This window comes from Paenibacillus assamensis DSM 18201 (assembly GCF_000422445.1).
GTDB classification, from domain to species: Bacteria; Bacillota; Bacilli; order Paenibacillales; family Paenibacillaceae; genus Paenibacillus_B; species Paenibacillus_B assamensis.
Genome location: NZ_AULU01000009.1, coordinates 224,029 through 247,747, shown reverse-complemented (window position 1 = coordinate 247,747; position 23,719 = coordinate 224,029). Strand labels below are relative to the sequence as shown.

Here is a 23,719-nt window from a genome sequence, read left to right as displayed (position 1 = left end):
TATTTGATATGAGGTTCGATACGATAACAAAAAGCCAAAAGCTAGGGGGCGACCCCCTGAAGCCTCAGGCTTTATGCCTTACAAGGTATGTTGTTCAAATGGAATAGGAAGTCTGTCGTCTAGCAGCTCGATCTGATTGAGAACTGCGTTCCATAACACGGTCCAAGATGAGCTGTTCAAAATAGGCGAAGCCGCTATCCTTTTCCCGCGGGCGTGGAAGTGTAATGGCTACATCCAGTGCAATGGCGCCCTCTTTCATAAGTACGACGCGGTCCGCAAGAGCTACTGCTTCACTGACGTCGTGAGTGACGAGGATGACAGAGAATCGCTGCTTCTGCCACAGCCTCTCAATGAGGTCCTGCATGTCAATGCGGGTCAATGCATCTAACGCGCCTAATGGTTCATCGAGCAGTAGTAGTCGTGGGTTACCAGCTAATGCCCTTGCGAGCGCGACTCTTTGGCGCTGTCCACCAGATAGTGTACTTGGCCATACATGGGCTTTGTCTTCTAGGCCCACCATGCGTAATGCTGCTGCTGCATCGTCTGGATTGCCGCCACGCACGCCGATTCGTACATTGTCGATGACTTTTTTCCACGGAAGCAGCCGAGCGTCTTGAAACAGCACTCTCGTATCGGGGTCGAGGCCTTGTATCATTTTTCCATCTAGCAGCAGCGTCCCATCCGTTGGTTCATCCAAGCCAGCTACTAAGCGCAGCAGCGTACTTTTGCCACAGCCGCTTTTTCCTACGATGGCGATAAATTCTCCTGGCTTGACCTGAAGGTTTAGTTCCTCTAGCACGGTTACATGATCGAACTGCTTCCACAACCCGGAAGCGGAGAGAGATGAACCGAATACACCAGTACTCATGAGGATGTCACTCCTTTCTTGCCGGTCTGCTGTCCTTTTCCGTAATTCGGATGCCACTGCAAGAACAGCCTTTCACACCATTTGGCGATGGAATCAGACAGCTTGCCAAGCAATGCATATAAAAGAATACTCAAGACAACGACATCCATCTGCATAAATTCACGAGCATTCATAGCCATATAGCCAATGCCTGAATCCGCCGATATCGTTTCTGCAACGATAAGGGTAATCCACATCGTACCCAGAGCGAAGCGAACCCCGACGAGAATGGAGGGCAGTGCACCAGGAAGAATAATATTGCGGAATAATGCCCAGCCGCGCAATCCATACACTTTGCCCATCTCAATCAAGCTCGGATCGACGCTGCGAATACCATGGAATGTATTCAGATAAATAGGAAATGCCACTCCCAGTGCAACGAGAAACAGCTTTGCTGCTTCATCAATGCCGAACCACAGAATGACGAGCGGAATGAGCGCGAGGTGGGGAATATTGCGTACCATCTGAATCGACGTATCTGTCAGCTTCTCAGCCAATGGAATCATTCCATTTAGCAGACCAAGGCTAAAGCCGATGCTCCCGCCAATCGCAAAACCAATGAGCGCGCGTCCTGTACTTGTTCCAATATAGTCAAACAGCATGCCGTTGCTGACTAGGGTAATTAATGCCTCTATGACAGCGATGGGTGTAGGTAGGATACGAGTAGATATCCACCCGAGCTGACCAAGAATTTGCCACAATATGAGCAAAGTAATAGGCATGATCCATGCGATCCACGAGCGGGTCTGCCATCTTCTAAGCATGCTGTCGAGCCGTATTCGTTGCATCGGAAGTCACCTCTTTCGTGGAACGCATAGCTGCATGACTTGGTGGTCGGTCATTGGCGATGATTTCACCGAGAGGACTATTTGAAAGGTGGGCTTCATCATGTTGGTGAGAGTGTCGAATCGGGAGCAGCGGGAAGAGCAATTCGGCAGTGCGATAAGCTTCTTCTAAATGCGGGTAACCGGATAAAATAAAGGTCTCGATACCAAGTTCGGCGTACTCCTTGATGCGAGTGGCAACCGTTGCAGGATCACCTACGAGTGCCGTTCCTGCACCACCTCTTACAAGCCCAATTCCAGCCCACAAGTTCGGGCTGATTTCTAACGACTCTCGGCTGCTGTGATGAAGCTGTGCCATCCTTCTCTGTCCTTCGGAGTCATAACGCTCGAATACTTTGCGTGCAGCAGCAATGGTAGAATCATCAACATATTGGATGAGCTGGTGCGCAGCGTCCCATGCTTCTTCGTTCGTCTCACGTACGATGACGTGCAGGCGAATGCCAAAGCGCAGCCTTCTTCCTTGCTGGTCAGCAAGTTGGCGTACATGATCGATTTTCTCTTTCACTTGCTGAGGAGGCTCACCCCAAGTTAAGTATACGTCTACATGCTCGGCCGCCACCTGCTGCCCCGCATATGATGAACCACCAAAGTATAGAGGCGGATAAGGAGTTTGAATCGTAGGATATAGGTTGCTCGCTCCGCGAACTTGCAAATACTTGCCTTGAAAAGTGACTTCTTCATGGAGCAATGTTTTTCGCCAAATATGAAGAAACTCATCCGTCAGTTCGTAACGAGCATCATGATCCAGGAATACGCCTTCACCAGCCAGTTCTACAGGATCACCGCCTGTCACGATGTTAATGAGCAGCCTGCCACCAGAAATACGGTCGAAAGTGGAAGCCATACGAGCAGCTAAAGTCGGAGACATTAGCCCCGGGCGGAGGGCAACGAGAAACTTCAGCTTATTGGTAGAGGATATCAAGGCAGATGCTGTTACCCAAGCATCCTCACAGGACTTACCAGTAGGCAGCAGCACACCGCTGTAGCCTAATCGATCTGCTGCTTGCGCAATTTGCTTCATATAAGGAAAGTCGACTGCGCGTGCGCCTTTTGTTGTACCTAAATATTTGCCGTCACCATGCGTCGGAATAAACCAGAACATTTCCATATGAAATCCCTCCATACCTTATTTATTTGCGGTTGGGCAGTGCCTCTTTAACCTGTATCGGTTGTGGAATCAAGCCAAGCTTCGCAAAGGTGTCAGCTACTTTTTGCTGCTCAGCTATGACCTTGTCGCTGATAGGAACGCTATTATATTCTCGTCTACTGGAAGCTAGTTCAAGAGAAGGGACATCGATGCCAAGCTGTGGGGATAGTATTTTTGCCAGCTCTTTATGGTTGGCATTGGCCCAGTCTCCAGCTTTGTTCAGTTCTTCGAATAGAGCGTCGATAATGGCAGGATTGTTTTCGGCAAAGCTGCGTGCAGCCAGATAAAATTCGTAGTTGTTAACGACGCCTTCACCGTCAGCAACGATTCTTACATCGAGGTTCTTTTGAGCAGATGCGAGGTATGGGTCCCAGATTGCCCATGCATCTACACTTCCGCGTTCGAATGCAGCTCTAGCATCAGCAGGCGGCAGAAATATGGGCTTTACATCGCTGTAGTGCAGTCCAGATTGCTCCAGTAGCTTTACGAGCAAATAATGAACATTAGAGCCTTTGTTCAACGCAACCTTTTTCCCTTTAAGGTCAGCGACCGATTGGATAGGAGAATCTTTAAGTACTAAGACGGCTTCACTATGAGGCCGTGATGCCTCATGAGCCAGATAAACAAGCGGAGCTCCAGCTGCTTGCGCAAAAATTGGTGGAGCTTCGCCAGTATGCCCGAGATCAATACTGCCGACATTAAGTGCTTCTAGCAGCTGCGGTCCACCGGGGAACTCAGTCCATTCTACTGCTACTCCGTCTTTTTCCAGCCTTTTCTCGAGCTCTCCACGTGCTTTTAGGAAATTGGGTACTCCGTATTTTTGATAGCCGATCCGAATGAGGTTAGCCTTACTGCCATCGTCTCCTTCGGTCGCGGCGTTCTGCTGCTGTACACCGCCACAAGCATTTAGCACCATCAACAATAAAGCTCCAACAGCAATTCGTTTGGATGCACGAATCGTTCTTAGCAGCATGTTCATCACGCCCCTTTTCTTCGTTATTACAGCAACGGCAACAGTCACTTCATTGCTCCGTTCTCACATATAGGTCACGTTAAGGAACGCAAAAAAGGAGATGCCTCCTTCTTCATTCCCATAAAGAAGTGATGGTCATCTCCGGTTGTCCGGTAGATTTATAATACCCATGTGATTACTTGGTATTTTAGTTGGCAGTTATCATAACATTGGAAAATATTCGTGTCAATGGTCTAGTGCGGGTATTGTCTATTCGTAAACTCAGTCTATAGACGGAGCAGATATACGTTAAAAGTTGGTTGTGAGAACGGAATGGAGTCTATATAATGATGAAAAGGTGACATCCACTTTTTGACAACTAAGATTGTATCTTAAGGAGGAGTATTTCATGATCCAATTTCCTAAGCCTGATGCAGAGCAATATTACAAATCATATGTCATTCGTAATTTTGATGTAAGTGCTGATGAGTCAAGACTCGTATTCACTTCGAATATGAATGGAAAGCTAGATGTTTATGCGATCGAACTTCATGACGAAATCTCTTATCCTTACCCGCTAACGTATCAAGGGCAATCCAGCAATTTTATTAAAATAGATCCCAAATGTCGTCATATTTTATCTGGTTTCGACCATGACGGAAATGAGAACTATCATCTCTATGCGCTGCGTCCCGAAGGTGGTGTCCCGTTCAAGCTAATAGAGGCAGAGCCGACGGACAAGTTTTTCTTTAGTGCTCTCTCCGAAGACGGGCAGCGTCTCTATTATGGGACTTCACAAAATAATCCGCAGTTTTTGAATACATATGTACTAGATTTGGCAACAAAAGAGCGGAAGTTGATCGTAGAAGGCAAAGATGCAATGACGTCTTTGCTTGCTGTAAGTCCAGATGAGCAGAACATCGTGTACGGGAAAGGTTATTCCAATACATATGGGTTGTCCTTCGTTCGAGGAGTAGATGGAGCGGAGGCGTGCTTAACGCCAAGTGCTGATGAAGAGCAGCTGACAAGCAACGCACGATTTATCGATGAGGATACGATTATTTTTACGACTGACTATAAGGCTGAATTTGCGTATGTAGCGAAATACACCATTTCTTCAGGGACATTTGAGGTTTTGTTCGATATTCCGCAAGCGAGTGTGTCCGAGCTCTACTGGCATAAACCATCTCGCTCTCTCTATGCGTTGGCCGAAAAGGGAGTAGAGGATGCGTTGTATGTATACGCATTAGATACAGGTAACTTGGAGGAGTTGGAACTTCCAACTACTGTAGTAGCACAATTGCATATAGCTCAATCAGGGGCTGTTTATATTTTGGCTCGTGGATCAGTAGATCCAGATAATATTTATCGCTATGATGCTGGAAAATGGACGATGCTGACCCGCAACGTTGTGCTTGGACTTGCGAGGGAAGATCTCGTCTCACCTGAAACGATACGCTATACGTCATTTGACGGCATGGAAATTGAGGCACTGTTGTTCCGCGCTAAAGATGAATTGGCCAACGGTCATACAATCTTCTGGCCGCATGGCGGACCACAGTATGCAGAACGCAAGCACTTCCGCGCAATGTTCCAATACTTGCTGGCTGAGGGCTATAATCTCTTCTGTCCAAACTTCCGCGGCAGTACTTGCTATGGCCGTTCCTTCACGAAGTTAGTAGAACGTGAATGGGGCGAAGGACCGCGTAAAGATTGTCTTGCAGGCATGGATTGGTTGTTCGAGCAAGGAATATCCAGTCGAGATCGATTGTTTGTGATGGGTGGAAGCTATGGTGGTTATATGACGTTGCTGCTGGCAGGTCGCAATGCGGACTACTTCCGTGCAGCAGTTGATATTGTAGGGGTAAGCAATCTATTTACGTTTGTAAATTCCGTGCCGGACTTCTGGAAACCGATGATGGATCGTTGGATTGGTGATCCAGAGCGAGATCATGATCGCTTTGTGAAGGATTCTCCGATTACGTATCTCGATCAGATGGTGAATCCAATATTTATTATCCAAGGGGCTAATGACCCGCGTGTGGTAAAAGCCGAATCCGATCAAATCGTAGAGGCGCTTCGCACGAAGGGAGTAGATGTGGAGTACCTTGTATTTGAGGATGAAGGTCATGGTATTGCACGTACGGAGAACAATATTACAGCTTGTCGTCAAGTCGCTGCATTTTTGAAGCGGAATCAAGGATAGTCACCTATTTATATAATATAGCAAACCCCGAAAGCCCACCCTACAAACGATACTCGCTTGTAGGGTGGGCCTTCGTTATTTGATGACCCATTATGCAATGTAGGAAATTGGTCTAATTGGACAACGATTATCGACAGTTGGCATTCGATTCTATTGTCGTCTATGATGAGGAGACGATAACGATTGTGGAGTGAATGAAATGTCTGGCACATTGCCTATAGATGAGGTATTGCCCGAGCTGCGCGAAGTGCTGAGCGCGCGGACCGGAGCGGTGTTAGTGGCGGAGCCGGGGGCGGGCAAGACGACCCGTGTCCCGCTTGCGTTATTAGATGCGCCATGGCTGGCTGGCCAGCGCATCGTCATGTTGGAGCCGCGCCGCTTGGCGGCACGCGCGGCTGCGCAGTATATGGCGGCGACGCTCGGTGAGCGCGTCGGCGAGACGGTCGGCTACCGGGTGCGTATGGACACCCGGGTGAGCCGGGCTACGCGCGTCGAGGTCGTGACCGAAGGTGTCCTGACGCGCATGATGCAGGAAGACCCCTCGTTGGAAGGGGTCGGACTGATTATTTTTGATGAGTTCCACGAGCGGAGCTTGCATGCGGACTTGGGACTAAGCTTGGCGCTAGAAGCGCAAGCGGTGCTGCGTGAGGATTTGCGCTTGCTTGTGATGTCCGCAACGATTGCGGCTGAGCCAGTAGCGGAACTGCTTGGTGATGCGCCAATCGTCCGCAGCGCGGGGCGTATGTATCAGGTAGAGACTCGTTATGTGCCGCGTCGTGCACAAGAACGAATGGAAGAGGCAGCGGCAAGGCAGGTCGAAGCGGCTCTTCAAGAGGAGAGCGGTGATATGCTCGTATTTCTCCCAGGGGTTGGCGAGATACGTCGAGTTCAGCAAGAGCTGGCTCGTATCTTATCTCGAGAAAATCAGCGTCACGGAGTATTGGGGCGCGAACCTATACGTGTGCTTCCGCTGCATGGTCAACTGCCGCAGGAGGCTCAGGACGAGGCGATTGCCCCCACAAAACGGGGTGAGCGCAAAGTAGTTCTCACGACTTCCATTGCCGAGACAAGCTTGACCGTAGAAGGGGTTCGCATCGTCATTGATAGCGGAATGATGCGTGTCTCCCGATATTCGCCACGTACGGGAATGACAAGACTCGTCACGGAGCGTGTAACACAGGATGCAGCGGATCAACGCCGAGGACGTGCGGGAAGGCTAGGGCCTGGCGTGTGCTATAGGCTGTGGTCAGAGGCGGAGCACGGGCACTTAGCCAAACAGCGCTTGCCGGAAATATTGGATGCAGATTTAGCTCCATTGGCACTGGAGCTGGCAGCATGGGGTACAGATGTCGATTCGCTAGCATGGTTGACTCCTCCGCCAACTGCGGCTATGCAGCAGGCGCAGCAGCTTCTAGGGCAGCTAGGTGCTTTGCATATGGATGGCAGCATAACGGAACACGGACGCCGTATGGCAGTGAGTGGTTTGCATCCAAGGCTTGCCCATATGCTGTTGAAGGCGGTTCTGCTTGGAGCGGTAGAACAAGCTTGCTTATTGGCAGCGATGCTGCAGGAGCGGGATTTGCTGCGAGGAACAAGCGGTAGGGAAGGGGCAAGAGGGCATTCAGGCGTGCCATCATACGATATTTCTAACCCGGATCTACTGTTCCGACTAGAGCTGCTGCTTGCTCATGGGCAAGTAGACAGGGAGGCGAATGCTGGGAAGGCGAGCTTCGTATCTACCATCGGCTCAGGAAGTCCACTCTCGTTAGATGAAGCTATTGTCCACCGAATTCATGAAGAGGCAAGGCGTTTATCTAGACTGATTGGTGAAAAATGGCCAACTGCATCACAAGATTCTGATTTTGCTGCTGTAGACGATAGAGCGTTACGTGTAACTGGAAAGTTATTAAGCAAAGAATCAAGTAAAGTATCAACTAATGAATCAAGTAATGTATATAAAGCAGGCCTTTCAGGTTCTGCTGTCGAGACGGATAATGCGAATGTTGCCAGCAAGCTATATCTTGATAAAATGTTCAATAAAGCTGTTGCAACAAGCGGCACCAACGATCTAAGTGAAGTAACTAGTGTCTTGTTGGCTTTGGCGTATCCAGATCGAATTGGCAAGCGGCGTGAAGATGGACGTTATTTGCTAAGCAACGGTCGTGGAGCTAGTTTTACGGGGCAGCATGGCGGCAGCTCATCGGGTGTAGGTTCGTTTGCAAATATAGGGAGAGCTATAAGCAGAGCACAGCATACTATTCATTATGCATCTTATATTGTGGCTGTTGATTTGGACGATCAAGGTACTGATAGTCGTATTCGTTTGGCAGTAGAAGTGACGAAAGATGCTCTGGAACAATGTATGGATGAGCAAATCGAGCGTGTCGTTACTGTAGAGTGGGACAAGTCATCAGAAGCTGTTCGAGCGCGAGAAGTCATCCGTCTTGGCGCTATCATTCTTCGTGAGCGGCAATATCCAAATCCAGACGCGGATAAAGTGTTGGCTGCCTTAATGGAAGGGATCTCCCGACACCCAATAGGCATTGGCATGCTTCCATGGACGAAGAACGCCCGCCAATTGCAAGCGCGGCTCGCGTTCCTGCATCATCACCGCCCACATGATTGGGCGGATGTATCAGATGCCGCGCTCACCGCCAGTATGGCAGATTGGCTCGCACCGCATCTGTACGGCCTCAGCAGCCGCCATGACCTGCAGAAGCTGCAGGTCACTGCGCTGCTGGAAGGGCTGCTGCCGTGGAATCAGCGGCAGCAGCTCGACGACGAAGCCCCGACCCACATCGCTGTGCCGAGTGGGTCGCGCATCGCTGTCGACTACACCAACCCCGAACAGCCCGTGCTGGCCGTACGCCTGCAAGAGCTGTTCGGGATGCGGGAGACGCCGCGCATCGCAGGCGGCGCCGTCCCGCTGACGCTCCACCTGCTGTCCCCGGCACAGAGGCCGGTGCAGGTTACGCAAGACTTGGCGAGCTTCTGGCGGAATACGTACTTTGAGGTCAAAAAAGACCTCAAAGGCCGCTACCCGAAGCACTATTGGCCAGACGATCCGTTGCAAGCAGTGGCAACGAGACGGACCAAACCTTCTAGCACATAATCAAATAGCCGATTCCCCATAGGGGTTCGGCTATTTGATTTACATACAACAATATTCATTTGAACATAATAGTATGCAGTAATGTAAATGCTAAAAGTGGTAGTTCATGCACCTGAGCAAATGAACCAATTAACTGAATAATCTAATAATCTAATAATCTACTAAAAATCTAATAATATAATCAATTGAACAATTAAATAAGATACATTTCTTTTCTGTTTGTAATTATGGTCTCAGACCGCGATGCATCGCTCGATAACTTACAAGGCTTCCTCTAACGAGCGCCATGAACGTTATTTTCGTAAAATCGTTCATTTCAGAATCGTAACGGTTGCCATTGAGCTTATTTTAGCAATTAGTACAAATGATACCGCTCACTCTGACAAATAAGCACCGTCACAACCGTTACATTTTAAAATCGATCGATATGAACGGAATAGCCTCTGTGGCAACCATTGGCGTATTTCCCCCTTACTTTCCTCCTTGCTTTATATCAAGGACGGTTGACTATCTGTCCAAAATGGTTTTCATATTTAGTAATCAATGGTAAAGTAGAGTGTAGAGATGTAAAGAGAGGGGAATCTGTACACATGTGGAATAACCTTGAAATGACGAATTAATCGGATAGAGACAGCGGCGGTCCTTTGTATGTAAGGATGCGTTTATTTGTCTATCTTAAATCATTCAAGGGATACATGGTGTGGACAATTACATTCCTATTGCCGAGCAGATACCTTTGTATATCTGTTTTTTTATTTAGGGGTAAATATACATCTCGATTGACACCATTATAGAGTCCCTAACTTGGGGGAATTTACATGAGCAATCACTACGAAAAAGAAAAAGAAGAAGCATTAACGGGAGGAAATGTCTCCTCTGTATCTCGTCTGGGAAATACGGTTAGACGAGAATTAAAACCTGATAGTGTTAATACTCATACATTGCTAAAGCACCTTGAAAGCAAAGGCTTACACGGTGTGCCAAAGTTTCTAGGTATAGATGAACAAGGGAGAGAAATTGTATCCTTCATCGAAGGAGAAGCTGGCAATTATCCATTACAACCATACATGTGGTCGGATGAGGCGTTAAAAGAGATTGCGAACATGCTTCGTAGTTATCATGATGCTGTGAGTGATTTTCCAATAGATGAACGTTGGCGGCCCCTTGATAATACCCCGCAGCCATTTGAGGTAGTGTGCCATAATGATTTCGCTATCTATAACATTATTTTTAGTGATAAGAAGCCAGTAGGTGTGATTGATTTTGATATGGCTGCTCCTGGGCCGAGGCTTTGGGATATCGCCTATGCGATGTATACTTGCGTCCCATTAAGCAGGCTTTATCATACAGAAGCAGGCGAAGCTATTTATTATGATTCGTTAAAGGATGCGGAGCGCATCAAACAGAGAGTTGCCTTGTTTTTCGATTCCTATGGTATGGAGGGAATGGAACGCGGTTTTTTAGAAATGGTAATACTGCGAGTAGAGGGATTATGTAAAACCATTCAAAGAAAAGCCAAAGAAGGCGATATGGCGTTTCAAAAGATGATCGACGAAGGACATTATGATCATTATCAAGAGGAGCTTCGATTCATTCGCAAGCATGGACAAGAGTGGATGTAAGAGCTTCATCTTCATGAACTACCAGAGTGCAGCATGTAACAGAGACTATCTTTTGATGGTCTCTTTTTTAATTCAGTCAGGGGCTTGCTTCGTTTTATTTAATTTTCATATCATACTTCGATTTATGTATATTTTCCTGTCATACAACATCTCCGGTACAACTTACAGCCAATTTAGTCATGCTGCTGCATATGCATAGGATAAGTGAAATAAGAAGGGGGAAGTCAGTATGCTGCTCCATTTGCTTGGCACAGCTGCCTATGAAGGCATTCCATCCTTGTTTTGCCGCTGTACACTATGCCAACAAGCTAGAAAGCTCAAGGGGAAAGATATTCGTACACGCACTTCAGTTGTTATTGATCATGAGCTGAAAATAGACTTTCCGCCAGATACGCTGCTGCATATGCTGCGTGATGATCTCGACTTGGAGGAAATTCAAGATCTGCTCATTACTCACTCCCACTCTGATCATCTGTATGCAGAAGACTTAGAAGCAAGATTGCCAGGGTACGCGCAATCAGGTGAAGAACCCATCCATATTTACGCTCATGACATGCCCTTAGCTCGAATTCGTGAACGAGTAGGCCAAACGAGTAAATATGTTCTACATCGAGTGCAGTTGTTTGTACCAACGGTGACTCAAACGGCCACAGTCGTTGCGCTGCCTGCCTATCATATGGATGAAGAGACCTGTCTCCTTTATTGGATCGAAAAGAATGGTCATAGTGTTCTACATGCTCATGACAGCGGTTGGTTTCCTGATGAGACGTGGAGTTGGTTGGAACAGCAAGGTCGGGAAGGAAATAGGCTGAGTGCTGCCATCTTGGAATGTACGATGGGGAATGACCCTGATTCCGGTACGCATATGAACGCAGCTGAGGTGTTTAAGACGAAAGAGCGCTTAATTGCGTGTGAGGCGGCTGATCCTCACACGGTATTTATCGTGACGCATTTTTGCCATAATGCACATCTGACCCATCAGGAGTTATGTCATTTGTTCGAGCCACAAGGCATTAGGGTAGCTTATGATAGTATGAAGGTGCAGTTGTAAATGCTGTAATGTTTATTCAGGCCGTCCTTATTCGCCCCTGTAATTAGTGAGTAATTACGATGCTATAGCAGCTAGGAAGCAGGCATGGTCGGTGTGTAAGAAAGGAAGACCGTATATGTCCAAACCGTGAACAGAATCAAACGTTTCCGATACGTTTCTGTATTCCTGCTATCGCGTGTTACGGTCAAATCACGTAAAATATAAGGGAATGCATGTACGCATTCCTTTTTTCATGAGAGTAGAAGCAATATTTATAACTCCCAAACTTTATCTCGGAAAGGAGGGGCAGGGGAAAGTATCGGATAATAGAATGGGCTAGACTCTGACGAATTCGATACGATTACTTCCTTACTTAATAAGAGGTAGTGATCTCCTGCACGAGTTAGATGAAAGCATTGATGTATATGTTGGTCATCATCTGCTTTATGGATACATTTGTACAACTGCCAGTCGTCGGACCTTATGCACTTCACTTAGGGGCGAGTTCTTTCGGCGCTGGGCTGGCTATTGGTATGTATTCGTTGACCAATATGCTGGGCAATATTGCAGCAGGACGTTGGATTGATCGCTACGGCGGCAAACGCGTGCTGTTGATTGGTTTTATACTTACTTCCGCGATATTGCTGTTGTACTCACAAGTGAATAATGATACCCAGCTCATTGCGGTAAGATTTCTACATGGTTTAGCAGGGGGACTACTTGTGCCAAGTGTGTTCACCTTAATATCCCGTCATGTACCTGACGAACGTCAAGGGAAGTCGATGGCGTTGTCTGGGGCAGCAGTTGGCTTAGCTGCCATTATTGGACCAGCTACAGGTGGCATTATGAAAGCAAAGCTAGGATTCGAAGCTCCATTTCTCACCGTGGCGGCTCTGCTGGCACTTGGCGTGCTGCTGACGATATTTATTCCTCGTACGGAAGGCGAACAATCGAGCAAGGGAAAAAATAATAACGGAAATGCAGGTTCGCAACTTCAAGAGGACCAGCCGGAGAGTAGTTTCAGAACCTTGTTTGCTGTGCGTCCAGTCGTCCAATCTTATATTGCTGCGTTTGCACTTATGTTCGGGATGGGTTCTCTTACTTACGCGTTACCGATAAAGACAGATGCACTAGAATTTGGAGGCCAAGCTTCAGGCATGATGATGAGTACGTTTGGCTTGGTTGCGATTATGGTCTTTATGCTGCCGACGAATCGATTATTTGATCGGGTCGTACCAATAAAGCTCATTATGCTTGGCGGCGGGATTGTTATAGGGTCCTTACTTGCACTCTCTTTTACTACGAATGAGACCATGATGTATGTAACGATGGCTGTATACGGCATAGGTTACGCGCTGCTGTTCCCTTCGATGAATACGCTGCTGATCCGCCATGTTTCAGAGAAAGATAAAGGTAAAGCATTCGGTATGTTCTATGCATTTTTCTCGCTTGGTGTTGTAGGTGGTTCTTCAGGTATTGGTTACTTAACAAACAGTTATGATACGGGATTACGAATTGCAGGCGCCGTCTTAGCGGGATTGTTGATTTTGATCTTCGTCATTGGAAAAGTTCAAGTCAAAGTTAGCGAGCGTGCATAACTATTCATAATGGTGGAATAGAAAAAAAATCCATACTATTTGCGATATTATTGGTGATATCATGTAATTCCTAACATATTTCGGGTCGGTTTTTTAAAAAAAAAGTGAAAAATAGTGTATATAGAGCTGTTCATCCCGTTTCCTTCTTACAATTTTAGTGTTATTATGTTTCTAATATTTCAAATTGATAATATAAGAGGGAGGCTAGCTATGGACCTATCTATTACACTTTCCGAGCTGGAACAGTTAGATAATGACCAAAAAGTTGAGGCGCTTAAATCTTTAAGAGCAACTTACAAAGTATCAGATATACGCAAAGGGTTAGGATTCCCGCACAACAATGCTTACTATATGTGGTTGAAGAAACACAAAATCTACGATCAAGTGACGAAGAAGTATGATTTGTCGATTCCACTTGATAATGATCGTCGTTCTGTACATGTTCCTTCCCTACCGATTCAGGAAGAGATTCATTTGGCAAACGGTGATATCCAATTAGATGTGCAAGGCTTCGCTTCTGGCGTAGCGACTTCAAAAATGCTGCAAAAATATGCTGCGTTGTTGAGTGATCAACCACAATCCGTTCATATTCGCATTTCCATTACATCTAGATAAGACAAAATCTCGTTTGAGTGATACCTATAGATGATGCAAATAGCCACCATTGCGGTGGCTATTTTTTATGCAATTATTGTTTGGCTGTCGAAGTCCAAGAATCAATCTCTTTGTCGTTTGGAAGTAATAGACTTAGCAACCCGAACAGCGGCAGAAATCCACAAATAAACATAACCGTTTCAATGCCACTACTATCAATCCACTGCCCAATCGCTAAGCTTCCTAATCCACCCATACCGAAGGCGAAGCCTGTGATAAGACCAGATACGGTACCGATGCTACCGGGATGTAGCGCTTGTGTATAGATGACCGTAGTCGAGAAGCTTGTGAAGTAGACGAAGCCGCTTAAGCCCAGTACAACCATTGCCCAAGATAGTGGTAAATGGGGCAGTAGAAGTGCGAATGGAATAACGGAGAGCAATGAAGCAATGATGAGATTCCGTTTGCCAAAACGATCTGCCAATGGACCACCAAAGAACGTTCCAATTGCACCTGAAAGCAGGAAGACAAAAATATAGACTTGAGCTTCATCAATAGACAATCGGTATTTCTCAATTAAATAGAAAGAATAATAGGTGCCGATCGCCGACGAATACCATGACCGCACAAAGACAAGTACGATAATAATAGCCGTTATCGCCCATACTTTTCTACGCTGTGCAGCATCTACTTGACCTTGTGGTTTACGTTTGGCAAATACGTAGCCGTTATTCAAGGAAGCTTGATACCAGCGTGCGATATAGGTCTGAACAGCGATACCTGCTGCGGCGATAGCAGTAAAGCCTAGTGCCCCCATTTGACCGAAGGGGATGAATACCCATTTCGTTAATAGTGGAGCGAGTGACTGTCCCATGTTGCCGCCAACTTGGAAAATAGATTGGGCTAAGCCTTTTCGTCCACCGGCAGCCATATGAGCGACTCGCATTCCTTCTGGATGGAAGATGGCCGAGCCTAGTCCGACGAAGATAACTGCTGCCATTACGACTGCATAGGTCGGAGCGAAGGCGAGCACAAGCATACCTGTAAAGGTGAAGCACATCCCGATTGGGAGCAGCATGGGTGTAGGCCTGCGATCTGAGGCAAAGCCAATGACAGGCTGCAAAATGGACGAAGTGACGTTCAGTGCGAACGAAATCCAGCCAATTTGGGTATAGCTAAGCTGCATAGAGTCTTTTAAAATCGGAAAAATGGCTACGATAACCGCTTGTATCGAATCATTGAACAAATGAACGAAGCTAATTGCCAGCAAAATGTTGTACAGAGTTCTGGGAGCTGGTGTCGTTTGCTGTGCAGGGAGCTTATGGGCATTGTTCGATTGAGATACGGCAGTATGATTCGTAGTGATTGCTGATGGTTGTGACATCAGAGTGACACCTCGCTTTATATGTAAGGGAATGTATACAAATATCCATTCTTTACTATTGGATGTAATAGTTAACGATACTCCTGTCTGTCGGGGTCTGCAATACACAATTTAGCCTGAAAATAAGGAATATCATGTCTTTCTTTTATCAGGGCGGGCAAATGCTGATTATTTTGCATTAAATATAGGCTAAGTAACGCTAACACACTCCAGCAATGTGTAAGTAAAAAAGCACCCCTATCGTATGCACAGGAACGATTCTTTGCTGCCAAAGGTTCCCATTGATTACGATTCGAGGTGCTTAACGATAAGAATCCTTACTTATTGTAAGTGAGGATTCTTCATTTTAGAAAATGAGATGTGCCATGCCAACGATAATTGGCAATGTTATGATGGTGCGCAGCAAGAAGATAATGATTAGATCGTGCAGCTTCACAGGAAGCTTTGATCCCAGCAATAGTCCGCCTACTTCAGACATATAGATAAGTTGAGTTACTGATAAGGCAGCAATGACAAAGCGAGTGAGTTCGCTCTCTATACCAGATGCCAATACCGTAGGCAGGAACATGTCTGCGAAACCGACCATGATTGTTTGCGATGCTGCTGCAGCTTCAGGCACACCTAGTACATTTAAAATAGGGATAAACGGTTTGCCGAGCCATTCAAACAATGGCGTATACGTTGCCAACGCAACGGTAGCTGTACCGATTGCCATTACGACAGGAAGTACGCCGATCCATAAGTCTAAAATGTTATGGAAGCCGTTCTTCACAAATGCCCCGGGCCCTTTGTGGCTTTGTGCCTTCACAACTGCTTGATGCAGGCTCCATCGCCAAGGTGTCCATTGTGCAGGAATTAGTTCATCCTGCTGCGGCTCTACACCTTCATAATACGTATCGGATTTGCGAGACAGAGGCGGTATACGAGGCATAATAATAGCTGCCACCATACCTGCAACTGTAACTGTCGCATAGAACGGGAGGAACAAATGTCCCAGCTTAACATTTGACAAGACGATAAAACTGAATGTAATCGATACGGCTGTAAAGGTTGTACCAATAACAGCGGCTTCACGCTTGGTATAATAGCCTTCTTCATACTGCTTGCTTGTCATCATGACACCGATCGTACCGTCTCCAAGCCAAGAAGCCATGCAGTTAATGGAGGAACGGCCAGGCAGCTTGAAGAGTGGACGCATAATTTTGGTCATCAATGTGCCTGCGAACTCCAGTAAGCCGAAGTCGACGAGCAATGGCAGCAGCAAGCCTGCCAGTAAAAATACAACGAATAAGCCAGGGAGCAACCCTTCGAGCAGCATTCCGCCTGTATCCGCTGACCAAATCCACTCAGGACCGATCTTAAACAAGACGGACCATGCAAATAGAAGTCCTACCGTGCGAACCGCATACCAAAATGGCGGTATATGAAATAAGGTGCGCCATAACGATTTTGCTAACAGCTGTTTAGGCTTAAGTAGTAGAGAAATCGTAGAGCCGATCCATGCGATTGTTATGATGGCTACCGTAGCTGGAGCGATAAAGTCGCCGAGCAGGTGCTGAATATATTTTGCTAAAAAAGCGATTGGTACCGTCACTTCACCGTTCCATGTAACTGGAACAACGAACAGCATAAGGCCGATGATGGATGGGATAGCAAAGGCTAAAATAGAAGCGAGTGCTGGCCATTTATCCGGCGACGGTGCCGTTTCTTTATGTGAATTCATGATCTGTATCTCCTATACCGAAATAAGTATAAATATGCAACAAGGACAACTTTATAATATTCTAGGTCAAATTCCAACCCTCTAGGGCATGGAAGTTATTAACACATACTAAACATTCCTGTCTAGGACAATTTTTCGCCTTGAGCAACGGAAATATTACCTCTTATGTCAAGGGAACGGATGCCTCCGACTCCCTGATGTCCTAAAGGTTGCCACGGAGGCTATTCCGTGAATATGGATGGATTTTAACATGTAATGGTCACGACGGAGCTTATTTCTCTGAGTGATCGATATCATTTGTCCTCATTGCTAAAATAAGCTCAACGGCAACCGCTAAAAATCTGAAATGAACCATTTCATGAAAATAGCGCCCATGGCGCTCGTTAGTGGAATATGTGTTCATCAAGTGTATTTGTTCAATTGCGTTCAACGGTTATGTATGTTCATGTTCATTTACAATATTATTTACAATAATAGTAGTATTCCAACAAAAAGATGGTTCGTATGTATGTAGTGGAATTTCGCTATACAAAAGAAATGGAAGAGGCCGACAATTAGAACTTACATACTGGATGTTAGATATCGAAAACTAGATGTTGTGCTCCAATTACATCAAAATCCCGTTAAAGAATGATCTAGCTTTCCTTAACAGGGATTATTGTGTTATTTCTCGGGAAATATTGTCATCAATTGACGTTATCCGTCGTATCGTTTGCTGCGATAACGTGCTAAGCAAGCAAAGATAGAAGCTGTCATCCATGCACTTATAATTGCGATTGGCTTCCAAATTTCTGCAACGGTTCCGCCGTTTCACAGAACTCCTACTGCTGCAGCTGTTTCAGGTTCAAAATTGTTTGGAAAAGCATACTCAGCTTGAATGTTAGCTTTACTATCGGTAACATCGTTCTTCTTCCCCTTCTATAATGACGGATTTGAAGCCTGTTCTTGTCCAGAGGATTACATTTGGAGTTAGTATTAATGTTAATGCATCAGTGCATCCTCAAGGGCGGGAATGGTCAGTAATACCGTTATTCCTTCCTCAGTCACAGATTGAATCCATAGTCTTAGCAAATAGCTTCCTTCCTTATCAAGCTTGAACTCAGGATCTTCAATTAAAATAAGCCGCACAGCTTAGGACGCTGTGCGGCTGCTAGTGCCAAATGAAATCGCCGCTGCTCGGAAGGGGTAAGCTTTCCAAGTGCAATATGCTGCTTATCTTTAAGACCAACGAGCTGCAGTAAGGACTGAATACGTGCTTTATCTGTTTTGCCATACAGTTGCATAAAGAAAGTGATTTGTAGTTAAATTGTGGGCGAAAATAAGTTGTTAACAATGATAATACGAAATATTTCAATAAGTTAGATAAAATATGGTTATTTGCGGGTATCAAAATAATGTTCGTAAAATACAATATATAAAGATCTATTTATAGATGAAAACTATTAAGAAATATTAAAACACGAACAATAAATAAATTTATTGTTGACTCGTTCGTGTTATCCTTCTACAATAAGTGTTGTTGCACGAAGGTTACTATAAATAGAAATCCTTTTCGTTCGTATAACCCTGATAATAAGGTTCAGGGGTCTCTACAAGGAGCCGTAAATTCCTGTCTACGACGAGGCGCGCTTTGACGCACCTTCGTGTAGGCAGGTTTGGCATGTTCAATCGTCAAAACCAATGGATGAGGAAAGTGTACAGCAGGCAACGATTCGAATGGACCTTAAGGAGGAGCTCATGAGCAAATACGATGTAATTGTAGTCGGGGCAGGACCAGCAGGTATTTTTACATGTTATGAATTAATGTTGAAGGCGCCACAGTTGAAGGTGGCACTTATTGATAAAGGTCATGATATTTATCGACGTAATTGTCCAATCTTGGAGGAGAAAATTCAGAAATGCCCTCCTGCGGCGGGCAAGAAGGATTTTGCTGGTTGTGTGCCGGCATGTTCGATTACGAATGGCTTCGGTGGAGCCGGAGCTTATAGTGATGGTAAGTTTAATATTACGACGGAATTCGGCGGTTGGATGACGGACTATCTTCCTCCGACGCAAGTATTAGACTTGATTCGTTATGTAGATGCAATTAATTTGGAGCATGGTGCAACGACAGATATTACGGATCCAACAACAGATACGGTGCGTCGAATTGAGCAGCAGGGATATGCAGCTGGATTGAAGCTGCTGCGTGCACAAGTGCGTCATCTAGGGACAGAGCAGAACTTGGAAATATTGAAATCAATTTATGAGAAGCTTGCTACTCATGTGGATATGATTTATAAAGCGGAAGTGTTGGATATTATCACGGTGAAAGAAGAGGGTCGTCATACGATAAAGGGCGTTGAGCTGAAGAACGGTGAGCGCTATGAAGCGGACGCTGTCGTCATTGTTCCTGGTCGTGATGGATCGGCGTGGTTAACGGATATATTGAAGAAGCGCCGTTTGAAAATGTACAACAACCAAGTCGATGTTGGTGTTCGAGTAGAGACATCCGATGTCGTTATGCGTGAAATTAACACCCATTTATATGAAGGGAAATTTGTCTTTAACACTTCTGTAGGTACACGTGTCCGTACATTTTGCAGCAATCCATCAGGGCATGTTGTCGTTGAGAACCATAGCGGCATTATGTGCGCGAACGGTCACTCTTACAAAGATCCGAAGCTGGGGTCGCCAAATACGAACTTTGCCTTGCTCGTTTCGCATAAATTTACGGAGCCTTTTGATAAGCCGAATGAGTATGCTCGTGAAATATGTAAGCGCGCGAATGATTTGTCAGGCGGCGGTGTTATTGTGCAGAAATACGGTGATATTATCCGTGGCAGACGTTCGACGGAGAATCGGATTCGTGAAGGTTTCTTAGAGCCTACGTTGAGAGAGGCTGTTCCAGGGGACTTAGGACTTGTTCTTCCTTATAATACGATGAAAAGTTTGATCGAAATGATGGATGCATTGGAGAAAGTAACCCCGGGTATAGCATCTGAGCATACGCTATTTTATGGTGTAGAAGCGAAGTTCTACTCGGCTCGCCCGAAGTTGGACGCTACCTTTGAGTCCGAGATTGCAGGCTTGTACTGTGGCGGGGATGGCGCGGGGATCACGCGAGGTCTCGCACAAGCAGGAGCGGCAGGCGTGCATATCGCGCGCGGCATTATTGCAAAGCGCAGCTAACCAAATATAAATATAATTATAGCCCGTCAACTCATTCGTGTGGGAATGGATTGACGGGCTTTTTGCCTGTAACAGCGGTTCATCACACCTCCCACCAGAGAAGGCTTGCTTGTGTAGACAAGGTACCTGCAACGGTAAGGGAGGCGCTGACGGCAAGGGAAAGCGTCGTGGATGGTGGTACGACAATACTGCCGTTGTAATCAGCCGTAATCGCTCCGGCAGTGACAGGTACCGTGAGCAGCAAAGTTCCGCCGGTGATGGCTCCAGTTGAACCAGTTACAGTCATGCTGCTCGTGTTTGTACTGCCTAAGTTAGCATTTTGCGGTGTAAGGGTAACGGGAGATGTGTGAGTCCCATTCTGATATAGGGAGTAGGAGGCGTTTAAGCTGGATAACAAGCTTAAACCGACTCCAACACCTCCTGCAATACGTATAATGTAGCAAGTTCTCGTGCTGCTTGCATTGTTTAGGCGGATGGAGGATTGCACGGTACCTCCGAGTAAACCTAATGAGGCGGATGTTGTAGTAAATGCGCTGAATACATTGCCATCAACACTTGCGCTGTACGGAGCTCCCAGTACAATGACTGGTGAATCAAGTGCATTGGTAATTTGATCGAAGACAGGGCGGTCGGAACGGTTGAATGGTACGAAGTTGGGCATTATAGTTCCCACCATTGCAAGTTAATCGAGCCTGTTAAGGCGCCTACGCCTAATGAGACGGTGAGTACTTGGTTAGCAGGGACGATTAGCCCGCCATCGAAAACGAGAAGATAAGCCCCGGCAGTGACGTAGGTGGTTAGAAATGTCGTTGGTGTTCCGCCCAAGGTTCCGCTAAGCTGTCTTGTAGTGACGACACTGGTCGTGGCTGTACCGAGTCGAGTGTTAACAGGTACAGGAGTCGTGCCTCCAGCGATAGTGCCGCCTGACGATACGTTGATCGTGGCAGCTGCGGTAGTGCCTCCTGAAATATCCACTAAATAAATATTTTTACCGCTGGCTGCGGGGTTTGTAATCTGAAGCAGTAGGTTTTGGCTTCCTCCTACACTTGCACTAGCTGTCGTTAGCCGAAAGCCGACTCCTGCTGATGCAGCCGCTTGCGCAGCACTTGATCCTACACCAGGGTTCGTATACGTATTTGTCATAGATGTAAACAATGGCATCGATGAGGTGTTGAATACGGTTTGATTCGGCATATGCGCACCTCTCCATTTCTATCTTATCTTACTAGTAGAATATGCATGAAGTTGAATCTTGGAGTGTGCGGAAAGAAACATAGACATATGATAGGAAAGGCATCAAATGTCCTACCTCATGCATGGTGCTGGAATAGTAAGGTTATTGTTTATTATGTGATTATAATCACATAATAGCTCGCATGCGATGAATACAATGAAAGTATATCGATCATTCGCGAGTGGTAAGGGAGGAATGGCAATATGGCAGGATACTTAAAACCGCATGAAATTGCGGAAGCAACTGTGGAGACTGGAGCTGCCAAAGCACGAAACCCGTTACCCGTAATGCTGGTACTTGGATTTATGGCAGGGGCCTTTATTGCACTTGGCTATTTATTATATATCCGTATTACGGCGGCAGTACCTAGTGAATGGGGAAGTATTGGCGGGCTCATCGGGGCATCTTTATTCCCAGTAGGACTCATTCTTGTACTATTGGGTGGCGGAGAATTACTCACTGGAAATATGATGGCAGTGCCCTTAGCTCGTATGAAACAGCGTATTAGGACTTGGGAGGTAACCAGAAATTTAATTATCATTACGCTTGCTAACTTTGCAGGAGCCATATTCGTTGCATACGCATTCGGGCATATTGTCGGGCTAACAGCTAGCGGCGTATATTTGGAGAAGACGATAGCCGTTGCTGGTCATAAGCTGGATGAATCATTTTTGCAAGCCTTTATATCAGGGATTGGTTGTAACTGGCTGGTCGCTATTGCGGTATGGGTCAGTTATGGTTCTAAGAGCTTCAGCGGTAAAATTCTAGGTATCTGGTTCCCGACGATGGCATTCGTGGCGATAGGATTTCAACACGTTGTAGCGAATATGTTCGTTATCCCTGCTGCCATCTTTGAAGGCTACTATACATGGGGAGATTATTTCATGAACTTTATCCCCGTTTGGCTTGGCAACCTTGTTGGCGGGATGTTGTTCGTCGCGGGAGCCTATTATATAGCATACTTGAAACCTTGCTCCGAAACAGCACCTGTTGCTGTAAACAATAATACGATTGCACTAGATAAGGTTAAGGCACAAGCAAATTAAATATCGTACATCGTATGAAAATAAGGCTTATTCCATCTCGAAATATAGGAGGAATGAGCCTTTTTCTATTGAATAAATGAATGTATATACCTATTTCAATAAAGTTATAGTGCTCGCAGATCAATTGATTGATTACTGCTGTCCTATTTTTCTTAGTCCTAATAAAGAGGAGATACTATGGAACATAAAGTGGTCCGAATCGATACCATCATTAAGGATTTGATCGACGAATCATTTACACAGTCGAAAATGCGGCAGTATGCCCATGAATTTTTACAAGATAAACGAGTAGAAGAACATTCAAGATTCGGGCTTCTGGCCGAGTATCATTACAACATGTTCGGAGGAACAGAGGAAGGCATTTACTCGGCATGTGCGGCAATTGAATTATTTTTGCTTGCATCCGATGTGATTGATGATTTGCAGGATCAAGATAATGAGGGTAAGCGTTGGATGCAGTTACCGATGCCATTGTCACTTAACGTAGCGTTAGGGCTGTTGCAGTTAGTGCCTGTAGCCATGAAGCAATGCCGTTCAACCATGAATGAGCAATACGTGTGTGCGGCATTGGAGATGATGAATCACCAGATGGTAGTTGCGTTAAATGGGCAAATGGCCGATCTTGAAAATGATATCGCTGACATTCCTGCATATATGGAAATGGTGGAGCACAAATCAGCATCTATGTTCGTAATGGCATGTATGACAGGGGTCATTTTGGCAACAGGACAGTGGGATGCAACGGTAGCCGCTTATGCGAAGGAAATGGGCCTTGCTTCACAATTGAAAAATGATATGAAGGACTTGTATCAGCTTACCACAAAAAACGACTTTCATAATCGAAAGCGTACAGCACCGCTCTTGTATTTGGCTGAAGCCATTGATGGGCACGAATATAAATGGATTAAGGATTATGTGAATGGGCATTCCGATCATATTCCCGAAGAGAAGATAGGGCAGCTTCATGAAGCGTGCCAAAAGACAGGGACATTTATTGCTTCTGCTGTGAGAATGAGAGTTCATTACTATCAATTTCAAGATTTGTTCAAGCAGAATTCGATAACTGCTCCTTACCTAGAAGAATTCAAAGCTATCTTTCTGGGCGTTGAGCAGACAGAAGCCGCACCGCAATAATAATTGTGGAAATT

18 protein-coding genes and 1 riboswitch are annotated in these 23,719 nt (G+C 45.9%); of the genes, 9 read left to right on the top strand and 9 right to left on the bottom strand.

Annotation, left to right across the window (positions count from 1 at the left end; all coding sequences use genetic code 11):
- Nucleotides 1–94: 94 nt before the first annotated feature.
- The 4 genes from H580_RS0105730 to H580_RS0105715 are packed head-to-tail and all read right to left on the bottom strand — an operon-like array spanning nucleotide 95 to nucleotide 3,872.
- Nucleotides 95–868 carry an ATP-binding cassette domain-containing protein gene (locus H580_RS0105730; RefSeq protein WP_028593937.1) on the bottom strand — a complete coding sequence of 258 codons (774 nt, stop codon included), beginning with the start codon at nucleotides 866–868 and terminating at the stop codon, nucleotides 95–97.
- Nucleotides 865–1,671 carry an aliphatic sulfonate ABC transporter permease SsuC gene (gene ssuC / locus H580_RS0105725; protein WP_051217274.1) on the bottom strand — a complete coding sequence of 269 codons (807 nt, stop codon included), beginning with the start codon at nucleotides 1,669–1,671 and terminating at the stop codon, nucleotides 865–867. Before ssuC ends, H580_RS0105730 begins: the two co-directional genes overlap by 4 nt.
- The gene (gene ssuD / locus H580_RS0105720) at nucleotides 1,664–2,860 is read right to left on the bottom strand and encodes an FMNH2-dependent alkanesulfonate monooxygenase (protein WP_028593935.1); all 1,197 of its coding nucleotides are present in this window, start codon (nucleotides 2,858–2,860) and stop codon (nucleotides 1,664–1,666) included. Before ssuD ends, ssuC begins: the two co-directional genes overlap by 8 nt.
- Nucleotides 2,861–2,882: 22 nt before the next feature.
- The gene (locus H580_RS0105715) at nucleotides 2,883–3,872 is read right to left on the bottom strand and encodes a sulfonate ABC transporter substrate-binding protein (RefSeq protein ID WP_028593934.1); all 990 of its coding nucleotides are present in this window, start codon (nucleotides 3,870–3,872) and stop codon (nucleotides 2,883–2,885) included.
- Nucleotides 3,873–4,260: 388 nt separating this feature from the next.
- Here H580_RS0105715 and H580_RS0105710 point away from each other — a divergent pair, with 388 nt between their 5' ends.
- From H580_RS0105710 to H580_RS25390, 6 genes are all read left to right on the top strand, one after another.
- Complete coding sequence (locus tag H580_RS0105710; protein WP_028593933.1) at nucleotides 4,261–6,057, top strand: S9 family peptidase; 1,797 nt, start codon at nucleotides 4,261–4,263, stop codon at nucleotides 6,055–6,057.
- A gap of 199 nt (nucleotides 6,058–6,256) precedes the next feature.
- A complete protein-coding gene (hrpB, locus tag H580_RS26625; RefSeq protein ID WP_028593932.1) occupies nucleotides 6,257–9,169 on the top strand; it encodes an ATP-dependent helicase HrpB in 2,913 nt (970 codons plus the stop codon).
- 818 nt (nucleotides 9,170–9,987) lie between these two features.
- A complete protein-coding gene (locus tag H580_RS0105700; RefSeq protein WP_028593931.1) occupies nucleotides 9,988–10,791 on the top strand; it encodes a phosphotransferase enzyme family protein in 804 nt (267 codons plus the stop codon).
- A 229-nt stretch (nucleotides 10,792–11,020) separates the two neighbouring features.
- Entirely contained in the window at nucleotides 11,021–11,842 is an 822-nt protein-coding gene (locus H580_RS0105695) for an MBL fold metallo-hydrolase (protein WP_028593930.1), read from the top strand.
- A 386-nt stretch (nucleotides 11,843–12,228) separates the two neighbouring features.
- Nucleotides 12,229–13,419: an MFS transporter gene (locus H580_RS0105690; protein ID WP_028593929.1), complete on the top strand. Its 1,191-nt coding sequence runs from the start codon at nucleotides 12,229–12,231 to the stop codon at nucleotides 13,417–13,419.
- Between the two features lie 210 nt (nucleotides 13,420–13,629).
- Entirely contained in the window at nucleotides 13,630–14,034 is a 405-nt protein-coding gene (locus tag H580_RS25390; RefSeq protein WP_051217273.1) for a hypothetical protein, read from the top strand.
- A 73-nt stretch (nucleotides 14,035–14,107) separates the two neighbouring features.
- On the opposite strand, the gene H580_RS0105680 is transcribed toward H580_RS25390, so the two are convergent.
- From H580_RS0105680 to H580_RS26135, 3 genes are all read right to left on the bottom strand, one after another.
- Complete coding sequence (locus tag H580_RS0105680; protein ID WP_028593928.1) at nucleotides 14,108–15,379, bottom strand: MFS transporter; 1,272 nt, start codon at nucleotides 15,377–15,379, stop codon at nucleotides 14,108–14,110.
- 364 nt (nucleotides 15,380–15,743) lie between these two features.
- Nucleotides 15,744–17,120: a YjiH family protein gene (locus H580_RS0105675; protein WP_028593927.1), complete on the bottom strand. Its 1,377-nt coding sequence runs from the start codon at nucleotides 17,118–17,120 to the stop codon at nucleotides 15,744–15,746.
- Between the two features lie 1,112 nt (nucleotides 17,121–18,232).
- Nucleotides 18,233–18,403: a hypothetical protein gene (locus H580_RS26135; RefSeq protein ID WP_157282711.1), complete on the bottom strand. Its 171-nt coding sequence runs from the start codon at nucleotides 18,401–18,403 to the stop codon at nucleotides 18,233–18,235.
- A 252-nt stretch (nucleotides 18,404–18,655) separates the two neighbouring features.
- Nucleotides 18,656–18,756, top strand: a riboswitch (purine riboswitch).
- A gap of 101 nt (nucleotides 18,757–18,857) precedes the next feature.
- Here H580_RS26135 and H580_RS0105660 point away from each other — a divergent pair.
- On the top strand, nucleotides 18,858–20,291 hold the full coding sequence (locus tag H580_RS0105660) for an NAD(P)/FAD-dependent oxidoreductase (RefSeq protein WP_028593926.1): 1,434 nt from the start codon (nucleotides 18,858–18,860) through the stop codon (nucleotides 20,289–20,291).
- Nucleotides 20,292–20,373: 82 nt separating this feature from the next.
- Here the strand turns inward: H580_RS0105660 and H580_RS0105655 are convergent, their stop codons facing one another.
- Both H580_RS0105655 and H580_RS0105650 read right to left on the bottom strand, forming a co-directional pair.
- Nucleotides 20,374–20,952: a hypothetical protein gene (locus H580_RS0105655; protein ID WP_028593925.1), complete on the bottom strand. Its 579-nt coding sequence runs from the start codon at nucleotides 20,950–20,952 to the stop codon at nucleotides 20,374–20,376.
- Nucleotides 20,952–21,485, bottom strand: a complete 534-nt coding sequence (locus H580_RS0105650) for a hypothetical protein (RefSeq protein WP_028593924.1) — start codon at nucleotides 21,483–21,485, stop codon at nucleotides 20,952–20,954. The genes H580_RS0105655 and H580_RS0105650 overlap by 1 nt, the downstream gene beginning before the upstream one ends.
- A 243-nt stretch (nucleotides 21,486–21,728) precedes the next feature.
- On the opposite strand from H580_RS0105650, the gene H580_RS23495 reads away from it, so the two are divergent.
- Nucleotides 21,729–22,571 (top strand): formate/nitrite transporter family protein, encoded by an 843-nt coding sequence (locus H580_RS23495; protein ID WP_036604690.1) that lies wholly within the window; start codon nucleotides 21,729–21,731, stop codon nucleotides 22,569–22,571.
- A 177-nt stretch (nucleotides 22,572–22,748) separates the two neighbouring features.
- Nucleotides 22,749–23,705 (top strand): polyprenyl synthetase family protein, encoded by a 957-nt coding sequence (locus H580_RS0105640; protein WP_028593923.1) that lies wholly within the window; start codon nucleotides 22,749–22,751, stop codon nucleotides 23,703–23,705.
- The last annotated feature ends 14 nt before the right edge of the window (nucleotides 23,706–23,719 follow it).